The organism is Streptomyces sp. NPDC026301, assembly GCF_055567935.1.
Window position 1 is genome coordinate 272212 of the sequence record NZ_JBVHPN010000004.1, and the last position, 12703, is coordinate 284914.

General features: G+C 71.4%; 11 protein-coding genes. All 11 read left to right on the forward strand.

Annotated elements, in window-relative coordinates:
- Window positions 1–39 precede the first annotated feature (39 nt).
- Window positions 40–885, forward strand: coding sequence for a glycosyltransferase family 2 protein (locus ACZ4MH_RS09105; protein ID WP_351598729.1), 846 nt, complete (start codon window positions 40–42; stop codon window positions 883–885).
- A gap of 96 nt (window positions 886–981) precedes the next feature.
- Entirely contained in the window at window positions 982–1905 is a 924-nt protein-coding gene (locus tag ACZ4MH_RS09110) for an ABC transporter permease (RefSeq protein WP_351598715.1), read from the forward strand.
- Window positions 1898–2719, forward strand: a complete 822-nt coding sequence (locus ACZ4MH_RS09115; protein WP_467754427.1) for an ABC transporter ATP-binding protein — start codon at window positions 1898–1900, stop codon at window positions 2717–2719. The genes ACZ4MH_RS09110 and ACZ4MH_RS09115 overlap by 8 nt, the downstream gene beginning before the upstream one ends.
- Window positions 2720–3087: 368 nt before the next feature.
- Window positions 3088–3987 carry a squalene synthase HpnC gene (gene hpnC, locus ACZ4MH_RS09120; protein ID WP_351598717.1) on the forward strand — a complete coding sequence of 300 codons (900 nt, stop codon included), beginning with the start codon at window positions 3088–3090 and terminating at the stop codon, window positions 3985–3987.
- A complete protein-coding gene (gene hpnD / locus ACZ4MH_RS09125; protein ID WP_351598719.1) occupies window positions 3984–4937 on the forward strand; it encodes a presqualene diphosphate synthase HpnD in 954 nt (317 codons plus the stop codon). The genes hpnC and hpnD overlap by 4 nt, the downstream gene beginning before the upstream one ends.
- Before the next feature lie 118 nt (window positions 4938–5055).
- A complete protein-coding gene (gene hpnE / locus ACZ4MH_RS09130; protein ID WP_467754428.1) occupies window positions 5056–6519 on the forward strand; it encodes a hydroxysqualene dehydroxylase HpnE in 1464 nt (487 codons plus the stop codon).
- Window positions 6516–7637, forward strand: coding sequence for a polyprenyl synthetase family protein (locus tag ACZ4MH_RS09135; RefSeq protein WP_467754429.1), 1122 nt, complete (start codon window positions 6516–6518; stop codon window positions 7635–7637). The genes hpnE and ACZ4MH_RS09135 overlap by 4 nt, the downstream gene beginning before the upstream one ends.
- Window positions 7638–7768: 131 nt before the next feature.
- Window positions 7769–9787 carry a squalene--hopene cyclase gene (shc, locus tag ACZ4MH_RS09140; protein ID WP_351598725.1) on the forward strand — a complete coding sequence of 673 codons (2019 nt, stop codon included), beginning with the start codon at window positions 7769–7771 and terminating at the stop codon, window positions 9785–9787.
- Window positions 9788–10432 (forward strand): phosphorylase family protein, encoded by a 645-nt coding sequence (locus ACZ4MH_RS09145; protein ID WP_467754430.1) that lies wholly within the window; start codon window positions 9788–9790, stop codon window positions 10430–10432.
- Window positions 10433–10437: 5 nt separating this feature from the next.
- A complete protein-coding gene (gene hpnH, locus ACZ4MH_RS09150; protein ID WP_351599902.1) occupies window positions 10438–11463 on the forward strand; it encodes an adenosyl-hopene transferase HpnH in 1026 nt (341 codons plus the stop codon).
- A 4-nt stretch (window positions 11464–11467) separates the two neighbouring features.
- On the forward strand, window positions 11468–12634 hold the full coding sequence (gene ispG, locus ACZ4MH_RS09155; protein WP_351599900.1) for a flavodoxin-dependent (E)-4-hydroxy-3-methylbut-2-enyl-diphosphate synthase: 1167 nt from the start codon (window positions 11468–11470) through the stop codon (window positions 12632–12634).
- Window positions 12635–12703 lie beyond the last annotated feature (69 nt).

The window sequence follows — 12703 nt, forward strand, 5'->3', positions numbered from 1 at the left end:
ACTCCACAGAACCTGAAGCTCGGCGCGGTCGTCCTCACCATGGGCAACCGCCCCGAGGAGCTGCGCGCGCTCCTCGACTCCGTCGCCAAGCAGAACGGCGACGCGATCGAGGTGGTGGTCGTCGGCAACGGCTCGCCGCTGCCGGAGCTCCCCGAGGGCGTACGGACGGTGGAGCTGCCGGAGAACGTCGGCATCCCGGCGGGCCGGAACGTCGGCATCGAGGCGTTCGGCCCCGCCGGGGCAGACAAGGACGTCCTGCTCTTCCTGGACGACGACGGCCTGCTCGCCAATATGGACACCGCCGAGCTGTGCCGCGAGGCGTTCGCCCGCGACCCGAAGCTGGGGATCATCAGCTTCCGCATCGCGGACCCGGACACCGGGGAGACCCAGCGCCGCCACGTACCGCGGCTGCGCGCGGCCGACCCGCTGCGCTCCTCCCGCGTGACGACCTTCCTCGGCGGTGCGAACGCGGTCCGCACGAAGGTCTTCGACGAGGTCGGCGGTCTGCCCGACGACTTCTTCTACGCGCACGAGGAGACCGACCTCGCCTGGCGGGCCCTGGACGCGGGCTGGATGATCGACTACCGCGCCGACATGGTCCTGCTGCACCCGACCATGGCCCCCACCCGGCACGCCGTCTACCACCGGATGGTGGCGCGCAATCGGGTGTGGCTGGCGCGCCGCAACCTGCCCGCTCCGCTGGTCCCGGTCTACCTCGGGGTATGGCTGCTGCTGACGCTGGCCAGGCGCCCGTCCCTGCCGGGGCTGCGGGCCTGGCTGGGCGGTTTCAAGGAGGGCTGGACCACGTCGTGCGGCCCCAGGCGTCCCATGAAGTGGCGTACCGTGTGGCGCCTGACCCGACTGGGCCGTCCGCCGGTCATCTGACAAGCTCGGTCGGAGAGCAGCATCCGGCGCGACCCGGGGGTACTCAGAGCCTGAGGCACCCCCGGGAAGCGCACCTTGAGGACGAAAGTGTCAACTGTGAGCGAGACCAGGCACGACAGTGCGGTCGCCATGAATGCCCCGCGGGCCCCCGAAGGCGGGCTCGCGCCGGTGCAGCTGGCCCAGAAGTACGGGCTGACGCAGAGCGGCGCCCGGCCGAGCCTGCCGGAGTACGTCCGGCAGCTGTGGCAGCGCCGTCACTTCATCTCGGCCTTCTCCAGCGCCAAGCTGACCGCCCAGTACAGCCAGGCCAAGCTGGGCCAGCTGTGGCAGGTGGCCACGCCGCTGCTGAACGCGCTGGTCTACTACTTGATCTTCGGTCTGCTGCTCGGCACCAGCCGGGGCGTGCCGGACTTCGTGCCCTTCCTGGTGACGGGCGTCTTCATCTTCACGTTCACGCAGAGCTCGGTGCTGGCGGGGACGCGGGCGATCTCGGGCAATCTCGGCCTGGTGCGGGCGCTGCATTTCCCGCGCGCCTGCCTGCCGATTTCCTTCTGTCTGATGCAGCTCAAGCAGCTGATGTTCTCCATGGGCGTGCTCGTGGTGATCCTGCTGGCGTTCGGGCAGGTGCCGGGCTGGTCGTGGCTGCTGGCGATTCCGGCGCTGTGTCTGCAGTTCGTCTTCAACACCGGTCTCGCGATGATCATGGCGCGGCTGGGCAGCAAGACCCCGGACCTCGCGCAGCTGATGCCGTTCATCCTGCGCACCTGGATGTACGCCTCCGGCGTGATGTACAGCATCGACCACATCCTGCAGACCAAGCACGTCCCCGGTGCGATCCGGTTCCTGCTGGATGTGAATCCGGGCGCGGTCTACATCGACCTGGTGCGGTTCTCCCTGATCGACTCCTTCAACACCCTCCCGCAGCATGTGTGGGCGCTGGCGCTGGGCTGGGCGGTCGTGATGGGCGCGGCGGGCTTTGTGTACTTCTGGAAGGCGGAGGAGCGGTACGGCCGTGGCTGAGCAGCAGAAGACCGACCTGGAGCAGCCGGCGGTGCAGGACGCCGCGACCGCGGAGGAGCGCATCCCGACCGTCATCGCGGATGATCTGCACATCGTGTACCGGGTCTATGGCACCGGCGCGGGCCGGGGCAGTGCCACCGCGGCGCTGAACCGGATCGTGCGCCGCAAGCCCTCCACCGGGGTGCGGGAGGTGCACGCGGTCAAGGGCGTGACCTTCACCGCCTACCGGGGCGAGTCGATCGGCCTGATCGGCACCAACGGCTCGGGCAAGTCCACCCTGCTCAAGGCGGTGGCGGGCCTGCTGCCGGCCGAGCGCGGCCATGTCTACACGCACGGCCAGCCCTCGCTGCTGGGGGTGAACGCGGCGCTGATGAACGACCTGACCGGCGAGCGCAACGTCATCCTGGGCGGACTGGCCATGGGCATGACTCGCGAGCAGGTCCGCGAGCGCTACCAGGGCATCGTCGACTTCTCCGGCATCAACGAGAAGGGCGACTTCATCTCCCTGCCGATGCGCACGTACTCCTCCGGCATGGCCGCCCGCCTGCGGTTCTCCATCGCCGCGGCCAAGGACCACGACGTCCTGATGATCGACGAGGCCCTCGCGACCGGCGACCGCAAGTTCCAGAAGCGCTCCGAGGCCCGCATCCGCGAGCTGCGCAAGGAGGCCGGCACGGTCTTCCTGGTCAGCCACAACAACAAGTCCATCCGGGACACCTGCGACCGGGTGCTGTGGCTGGAGAAGGGCGAGCTCCTCATGGACGGCCCCACGGACGACGTGATCAAGGCATACGAGAAGGAAACGGGCAAGTAGCCCCGTATCCGGAGAGAAGGCCCCCGCGCGTCCGGGCGCGGGGGCCTTCGATGTTGAAGAAATGGTCAACTCTGGCCGCAGGCGGAACAGTTGTCCGCCCGGCGGAGTTGTCCGGATCGTTGCTCCATGGTTCGGCACCCCCTCGGACGGGCGTGAGATGTACGGCGTAAGCTGTACGGGTGCGGAACGGCACATGTGGTACAAGTCGGGCAATATGGTCCGACGGCGGCGATGAGCGCCCTGATCGGACGGGTTGCGCGTGCGGCGTGTCCGAAATATGAAGTTTTAGCGTGGCGGTGTAGAACGGGAGACGTGACGGCAATGGCTACGGGATCTCTCCGGCTCCGGAACGCGCCGGGCAGCCTCCGGTGAGCCCGGAGCCTGTCGCGCCCGAGCGCGCCGTTCTGGACAAGGCCGCGCACGAGAACTTCCCCGTCGCGCCGTTCTTCCTGCCCCGCGCCTGGCGCGCCGACCTGATGGCCGTCTACGGATTCGCACGTCTGGTCGACGACATCGGCGACGGCGACCTCGCACCGGGCGGCGGCGACGCGGTACTGCTCGGCCTCGACCGTTCGCAGGCCGACGAACGTACCGCCCTGCTCGACGCGCTGGACGCCGACCTGCGCCGGGTCTACAGCGACCGGGCGCCGGGCCCCCGGCACCCCCTCATGCGCCGCCTCGGCCCGACCGTACGACGCTGCGGGCTGAGCCCCGGGCCGTTCGAGCGCCTGATCGAAGCCAATCGGCAGGACCAGCGCGTCGGTCGCTACGAGAGCTACGCGGACCTGCTGGACTACTGCGAACTGTCCGCCAACCCCGTGGGCCGGCTGGTCCTGGGCATCACGGGCACGACCACGCCCGAGCGGGTCCGCCGTTCGGACGCCATCTGCACCGCCCTTCAGATCGTCGAACACCTCCAGGACGTCTCCGAGGACCTGCGGAGAGACCGCATCTATCTGCCCGCCGAGGACATGAAGCGCTTCGGCGTCACCGAATCCGACCTGGCCGCCCCGAGAGGGGGCGCACCCGCGCGCGCACTGTTTGCATTCGAAGCCGAACGCGCCGGTGAGCTGCTGAATGAAGGTGCCCCGCTGGTGGGTAGCGTCCACGGCAGACTCAAGCTGCTGCTCGCCGGCTTCGTCGCCGGCGGACGCGCCGCCCTCCAGGCGGTGGCGGCCGCCGATCACGACGTCCTCCCTGGACCGCCCAAGCCCAGCAAGCTCGGTCTGCTGCGCGCGGTAGGGGCGACACTGCGAAGAGAGGGGTGAGTCGGACCGTGGAGGCAATCGCACACGCGTCCGCGCCGGTGCTCGCTGCGTACCGCTACTGCGAGGCCGTTACCGGGCAGCAGGCGCGTAACTTCGCTTACGGAATCCGGCTGTTGCCCGCCGACAAGCGCCAGGCCATGTCGGCGCTGTACGCGTTCTCGCGCCGGGTGGACGACATCGGCGACGGCGCGCTGGCGCCGGCCGAGAAGGAGCAGCGGCTCGCGGACACCCGCGGCCTGCTGGCGCGCATCAAGGACGGCCGGGTCGCGGAGGACGACACCGACCCGGTGGCGGTCGCGCTCGCGGACGCCGCGCGCCGCTTCCCGCTCCCGCTGGACGGCCTGGACGAGCTGATCGACGGCGTCCTGATGGACGTGCACGGCGAGACGTACGCGACCTGGGACGACCTCAAGGGCTACTGCCGCTGCGTCGCCGGGGCCATCGGGCGGCTCTCGCTCGGCGTGTTCGGCACCGTGCCCGGCGCGCCGGAGGCCGACCGCGCCCCCGAGTACGCCGATACGCTGGGGCTCGCCCTGCAGCTGACCAACATCCTCCGGGACGTGCGGGAGGACGCGGCCAACGGCCGTACGTACCTCCCCGCCGAGGACCTGGAGAAGTTCGGCTGCGCCGCGGGCTTCCACGGCTCCGTCCCGCCCGCGGGCGCGGACTTCACCGGGCTCGTCCACTTCGAAGTACGCCGGGCCCTCGCCCTGTTCGCCGAGGGCTTCCGGCTGCTGCCCATGCTGGACCGGCGCAGCGGCGCCTGCGTCGCCGCCATGGCCGGGATCTACCACCGGCTGCTCCGCCGCATCGCCGACGATCCCGAGGCGGTGCTGCGCGGCCGGGTCTCGCTGCCCGGCCATGAGAAGGCGTTCGTGGCCGTCCGCGGCCTCTCCGGGCTCGACGCGCGGGCGATCGGCCGCCGGCAGGCCGTCAGGAGGCGCGCATGACACGCCGAGCGAGCCGGAGCACGTCCGCGCAGGTACACGCCGTGCGACGGTCCCGGGAGCGGCGGGCAACCCCGTGGCGTACTGCTGCGTCCATGACAGCGGCATCCCGGGAGGACGCATGACTTCCGCCGACACACGGCCGGCCACGCACGTCACCGCGGGCGCCTCCAGCGACGGGGGCGCCACCGCGGTCGTCGTCGGCGGCGGCCTCGCGGGCACCACGGCGGCCCTCGCGCTCGCCGACGCCGGGCTGCGCGTCACCCTCGTCGAGGGCCGGCCCCGGCTGGGCGGCCTCGCCTTCTCCTTCCGCCGCGACTCCGCGGCCGGCGAGCTGAGCGTGGACAACGGCCAGCACGTCTACCTGCGCTGCTGCACCGCCTACCGGGACTTCCTGGAGCGCGTCGGCGGCGCGCACCTGATGCCGATTCAGGACCGACTGGACGTGCCGGTGCTGGACGCCGACCCGGCGCGCGCCGCGACGGGCATGCGCCTGGGCCGGTTGCGCCGCACCGCCCTGCCCGTGCCGCTGCACCTCGCCGCGAGCCTGGCCGGTTACCCGCACCTCTCGCTCGCCGAGCGCGCCTCCGTGGGCCGGGCCGCGCTCGCCCTGAAGGCCCTGGACCCGGCCGACCCCGCGCTGGACCGCATCGACTTCGCGAGCTGGCTCGCCCGGCACGGCCAGTCACCGCGTGCCGTCGAGGCGCTGTGGGACCTGGTCGGCGTCGCCACGCTGAACGCCCGCGCCGCCGACGCCTCTGCCGGGCTCGCCGCCATGGTCTTCAAGACCGGCTTGCTCTCCGACCCCGGGGCCGCCGACATCGGCTGGTCCCGCGTCCCGCTCGGCGAGGTCCACGACACGCTCGCCCGGGCCGCGCTGGAGAGGGCCGGGGTGCGCGTGGAGACCCGTACGCGGGCGAGCGCGCTCACGCGCACCGACGAGCGGCGCTGGCAGGTCACCGTCGAGAACGGCCCGCACAGCCAGGAGCAGCTGGCCGCCGACACGGTCGTACTGGCCCTGCCGCAGCGCGAGGCGCACGGCCTCCTGCCGCCCGGCGCGCTGGCCCGTCCCGACCGGCTGCTGGACATCGGTACGGCTCCGATCCTCAACGTGCACGTGCTCTACGACCGCAAGGTCCTGCGCCGCCCGTTCTTCGCGACGCTCGGCTCGCCGCTGCAGTGGGTCTTCGACCGCACGGACGCGTCCGGGCTGCAGGGCGGCGGGCAGTACCTCGCCGTCTCGCAGTCCGCTGCGCAGGACGAGATCGACCTGCCGGTCGGCGTGCTGCGCGAGCGGTATCTTCCGGAGCTCGCGCGGGTGCTGCCCGCCGCGCGGGGCGCGAAGGTCCGCGACTTCTTCGTCACCCGCGAGCGCACCGCGACGTTCGCCCCCGCACCGGGCGTCGGCCGTCTCAGGCCCGCCGCCCGCACCCAGTCCGCCGGCCTGTACCTGGCCGGTTCGTGGACCGCCACAGGGTGGCCCGCGACCATGGAAAGCGCTGTTCGCAGCGGCACCAGTGCCGCACGCGAGGCACTCACCGAACTCGGCTTCCCCCAGGGATCACTGCCCCAGGAGGCGGCATGACTACGAGTACGCGCGCTCGCACGAGCACGAGCACCGGAAACAGAGGAGAAACCGTGCACCCGGCTTCCCCAGTAATCGACACCGAGGGCGTCACCGCACTCCTGGAGCGCGGGCGCAGGCTCGCCACTCCGGTGCTGCGGGCCGCCGTTGACCGGCTCGCGCCTCCCATGGACACCGTAGCCGCGTACCACTTCGGCTGGATCGACGCCGCGGGTGCGCCGTCGGCGGGCGACGGCGGCAAGGCCGTACGCCCCGCGCTCGCGCTGCTCTCGGCGGAGGCTGCGGGCGCCGCGCCGGAGGTCGGCATCCCCGGTGCCGTCGCCGTGGAGCTCGTGCACAACTTCTCGCTGCTGCACGACGACCTGATGGACGGCGACGAGCAGCGCCGGCACCGCGACACCGTCTGGAAGGTGCACGGACCCGCCCAGGCCATCCTGGTCGGTGACGCGCTCTTCGCACTCGCCAACGAGATACTGCTGGAACTGGGGACCGTGGACGCCGGGCGCGCGGCGCGCCGGCTCACCCTCGCCACCCGCAAGCTGATCGACGGCCAGGCCCAGGACATCTCCTACGAGCACCGCGACCGGGTCACCGTCGCGGAGTGCCTGGAGATGGAGGGCAACAAGACCGGCGCGCTGCTGGCCTGCGCCGTCTCCATCGGCGCGGTGCTCGGCGGCGCCAGTGACCGCACCGCCGACATCCTGGAGAAGTACGGCTACCACCTCGGCCTCGCCTTCCAGGCCGTCGACGACCTGCTCGGCATCTGGGGCGACCCGGACGCCACCGGCAAGCAGACCTGGTCCGACCTGCGGCAGCGCAAGAAGTCGCTGCCGGTCGTCGCCGCCCTGGACGCGGGCGGCCCGGCATCCGAGAAGCTCGCCCGCATCCTGGCCGCCGACGCCAAGAAGAGCGAGACCGAGATCGCCGATTTCACGGAGGCGGAATTCGCCTCCCGCGCGGCTCTCATCGAGGAGGCCGGTGGCCGCGAGTGGACCTCGGAGGAGGCCCGCCGCCAGCACGCCACCGCGATCGCCGCACTCGACGAGATCGATATGCCCGAAGAGGTCCGCGGCCAGCTCGTCGCCCTCGCGGACTTCGTCGTCGTACGGAAGAGATGATCACGATTACACCGAACTAGTTCGCAGTCGCCGGCCGGTGCCGGCCGCCCTCGGTACGCCATACCGGGGGCCCGGCACCGGCCGACGGAAGCCCCATGCATTCGTCTTTGATTACTGCAGAAGGGGAAGCCATGACAGCGACGACCGACGGAAGCACCGGGGCGGCCCTGCCGGCCCGGGCACCCTCGGCCAGCGATGCCACCGCTGAGACCACCCACCGGAGCCCCGCGGCCCCGCCCCCGGCGCCCGACGACCCGACGGGCGCGGCGCGGCAGGCGACCGCCCGGGCCACCGAATACCTCCTCTCCCTCCAGGACCCCGCAGGCTGGTGGAAGGGCGACCTCGACACCAACGTGACGATGGACGCCGAGGACCTGATGCTCCGCCAGTTCCTGGGCATCAGCGACCCGAAGACCACCGAGGCCGCCGCCCGCTTCGTACGCGGCGAGCAGCGCGACGACGGCACCTGGGCCAGCTTCTACGGCGGCCCCGGAGAGCTCTCCACCACCATCGAGGGCTATGTCGCCCTCCGCTTGGCCGGCGACCGGCCCGACGACCCGCACATGGCCAGGGCGTCCGCCTGGATCCGCGCACAGGGCGGCATCGCGGCCTCCCGCGTCTTCACCCGCATCTGGCTGGCCCTCTTCGGCTGGTGGAAGTGGGAGGACCTGCCCGAGCTGCCGCCCGAGCTCATCGCCTTCCCGAAGTGGTTCCCGCTCAACATCTACGACTTCGGCTGCTGGGCCCGGCAGACCATCGTCCCGCTGACGATCGTCTCCGCCCACCGGCCCGTGCGCCCCGCGCCGTTCGCCCTGGACGAGCTGCACACCGACCCGCGCCACCCGAACCCACCGCGGCCGCTCGCCCCCGTCACCACCTGGGACGGCGTCTTCCAGCGCCTGGACGCGGCGCTGCACGTCTACCGCAAGGTCGCGCCGCGCCGGCTGCGCCGCAGCGCCATGCGCACCGCGGCGCGCTGGATCATCGAGAGGCAGGAGAACGACGGCTGCTGGGGCGGTATCCAGCCGCCCGCTGTCTACTCGGTCATTGCGCTGCACCTCCTGGGCTACGACCTGGACCACCCCGTGCTCCGCGAGGGCCTGGCCTCCCTGGACCGCTTCGCCGTCTGGCGCGAGGACGGCGCCCGGATGATCGAGGCCTGCCAGTCCCCGGTCTGGGACACCTGCCTCGCCACCATCGCGCTCGCCGACGCCGGACTGCCCCGCGACCACCCGCAGCTGGTCAAGGCCGCCGACTGGATGCTGGACGAGCAGATCGACCGGCCCGGCGACTGGGCCGTGCGCCGGCCGCGGCTGCCCTCCGGCGGCTGGGCCTTCGAGTTCGAGAACGACAACTACCCGGACATCGACGACACCGCCGAGGTCGTCCTCGCGCTGCGCCGCGTCGAGCACCCCGACCCGCAGCGCGTCGAGGACGCCGTACGCCGCGCCGTGCGCTGGAATCTCGGCATGCAGTCCCGCGACGGGGCCTGGGGCGCCTTCGACGCCGACAACACCAGTCCCTTCCCCGACCGGCTGCCCTTCTGCGACTTCGGCGAGGTCATCGACCCGCCGTCGGCCGACGTCACCGCGCACGTCGTGGAGATGGCGGCGGACGTCGGCGCCACCCACGACCCGCGCGTGCGGCGCGGCATCGAATGGCTGCTGGCCGAGCAGGACCCGACCGGCGCGTGGTTCGGCCGCTGGGGCACCAACTTCATTTACGGCACGGGGTCCGTGCTGCCCGCGCTCGTCGCGGCCGGCATCCCCGCCTCGCACCCCGCGATCCGCCGCGCGGTCTCCTGGCTCGAGAGCGTGCAGAACGACGACGGGGGCTGGGGCGAGGACCAGCGCTCCTACAAGGACCGCGACTGGATCGGGCGCGGCGCCTCGACCGCCTCGCAGACCGGCTGGGCGCTGATGGCGCTGCTCGCGGCCGGCGAGCGGGAGAGCGGGGCCGTGGCGCGCGGCGTGCAGTGGCTGGCCGCCACGCAGCGCCCCGACGGGTCCTGGGACGAGCCGTACTTCACCGGTACCGGCTTCCCCTGGGACTTCTCGATCAACTACCACCTCTACCGGCAGGTCTTCCCGCTCACGGCCCTGGGCCGCTATCTGGGCGGCGGTCCGGCCGGAGCGGCCGTGAGGTCCTAGATGACCGACTCGGACGGCCCGTCCCCGGGCCCGCCGCCACCGCTGCTGGTCGCCTGCGCGCTCGGCATCGAGCGCTTCGCGCTGCGCGGCGGCCCGGCCGGCACGGTGCTCCGCACGGGCATGGGCCCGCAGGCGGCGGAGCGGGCCATCGGCGCCGCGCTCGGCGCCGGCTCGCCCGCCGCTGCCTCGCCGGTCGTTGCCAGTGGCTTCTGCGCCGGGCTCGCGCCGGGCATGCGCCCCGGTGACGTGGTCGTCGCGGACGCCACCCGCGAGCACCAGCCGGACCGCGCCGAGGCCGTCTGCCGCGACAATGCGCCGCTGGTCGCGGCCCTGAAGGAACGCGGCCTGACCGTGCACTCGGGGCTGCTGCTCGGCAGCGACCACGTCGTGCGCGGCGCCGAGCGGACCGCGCTGCACGCCGCCGGGGCGGTCGCCGTGGACATGGAGTCCGCCGCGACGCTCGGCAGCGCGCTGCGGGCCGGACCCCGCCCCATTGCCGCCGTCCGAGTGGTCGTGGACGCTCCAGAGCATGAACTCGTCCGCATTGGCACGATACGCGGGGGAATATCGGCCTTCCGCGTCTTGCGTGCCGTCCTTCCCGTTTTCTTTGAATGGCACCGTTCTTTGCTGCTCCCCAGGAGGTGAGCCAGATGGCCATGCCGCTCCGTCAGACCATCAGGGTCGGGACCTATCTCTTTGAACAGAAAATGCTCCGGCGGCGTGAGAAGTTCCCGCTCATCGTCGAACTGGAGCCGCTTTACGCATGCAACCTCGCGTGCGAGGGCTGCGGAAAGATCCAGCACCCGGCCGGGGTGCTGAAGCAGCGGATGCCGGTCGCGCAGGCGGTCGGCGCCGTACTGGAGTCCGGCGCTCCGATGGTCTCCATCGCGGGCGGCGAGCCTCTGATGCACCCTCAGATCGATGAGATCGTGCGCCAGCTGGTCGCCAAGAAGAAGTACGTCTTCCTGTGCACCAACGCCATGCTGATGCGCAAGAAGATGGACAAGTTCACTCCCTCGCCGTACTTCGCCTTCGCGGTGCACATCGACGGGATGCGCGAGCGTCACGACGAGTCCGTGGCCAAGGAAGGCGTCTTCGACGAGGCAGTGGAGGCCATCAAGGAGGCCAAGCGCCGCGGCTTCCGGGTCACCACGAACTCCACCTTCTTCAACACCGACACCCCGCAGACCATCATCGAGGTGCTCAACTTCCTCAACGACGACCTCAAGGTCGACGAGATGATGCTCTCGCCCGCCTACGCCTACGAGAAGGCCCCCGACCAGGAGCACTTCCTCGGTGTCGAGCAGACCAGGGAGCTGTTCAAGAAGGCGTTCGCGGGCGGCAACCGGCGCCGCTGGCGGCTCAACCACAGCCCGCTCTTCCTGGACTTCCTGGAGGGCAAGGCGGACTTCCCCTGCACCGCCTGGGCGATCCCGAACTACTCCCTGTTCGGCTGGCAGCGCCCCTGCTACCTGATGAGCGACGGGTACGTCCCCACGTACCGGGAGCTGATCGAGGAGACCGACTGGGACAAGTACGGCCGCGGCAAGGATCCGCGCTGCGCCAACTGCATGGCGCACTGCGGCTACGAGCCGACCGCCGTCCTGGCGACCATGGGCTCCCTGAAGGAGTCGCTGCGCGCCGCCCGCGAGACCGTCGCCGGAAACCACGGGTGACGTCATGACCATTGGTGAGCCTGTCACGTTGGGGCTCCCCGAGGTACCGGCCCGGCCCCTGGCCGTCCGGCGCGTCTCGCGCCGGATCCAGGTCGGGCCGGTGGCCGTGGGCGGGGGAGCGCCCGTCTCCGTACAGTCGATGACGACGACGCGGACCGCCGACATCGGGTCGACGCTGCAGCAGATTGCGGAGCTGACGGCGTCCGGCTGCCAGATCGTGCGGGTGGCGTGCCCGACGCAGGACGACGCGGACGCGCTGCCGGTCATTGCGAAGAAGTCGCAGATCCCGGTGATCGCGGATATTCACTTCCAGCCCAAGTACGTCTTCGCGGCGATCGACGCGGGGTGTGCGGCGGTGCGGGTGAATCCGGGCAACATCAAGCAGTTCGATGACAAGGTCAAGGAGATCGCGAAGGCGGCCAATGACGCGGGGACGCCGATCCGGATCGGGGTGAACGCGGGTTCGCTGGACCGGCGGCTGCTGCAGAAGTACGGCAAGGCCACGCCCGAGGCGCTGGTGGAGTCGGCCCTGTGGGAGGCGTCGCTCTTCGAGGAGCACGGCTTCCGCGACATCAAGATCTCCGTGAAGCACAACGACCCGGTCGTGATGGTCAACGCCTACCGGCAGCTGGCCGCGCAGTGCGACTACCCGCTGCACCTGGGCGTGACCGAGGCGGGCCCGGCCTTCCAGGGCACCATCAAGTCCGCCGTCGCCTTCGGCGCGCTGCTGAGCGAGGGCATCGGCGACACCATCCGCGTCTCCCTCTCCGCCCCGCCCGCGGAGGAGGTCAAGGTCGGCATCTCCATCCTGGAGTCACTGAACCTGCGGCAGCGCCGCCTGGAGATCGTGTCCTGCCCCTCGTGCGGGCGGGCGCAGGTGGATGTGTACAAGCTGGCCGAGGAGGTCACGGCGGGGCTGGACGGCATGGAGGTGCCGCTCCGCGTCGCGGTGATGGGCTGTGTGGTCAACGGCCCGGGTGAGGCCCGCGAGGCGGACCTGGGTGTGGCCTCGGGCAATGGCAAGGGGCAGATCTTCGTGAAGGGCGAGGTCATCAAGACCGTGCCGGAGTCGAAGATCGTGGAGACCCTCATCGACGAAGCCATGAAGATCGCCGCACGCATGGCAGCCGAGGGAGCGGCCACCGGCGCCCCCGACGTCACCGTCGGCTGAACCGACCCCCGGCGGAGCCGTCGGCCGACGACCCCGACGGCTCCGCCGGCAAGAACACAGAGGAGGGGG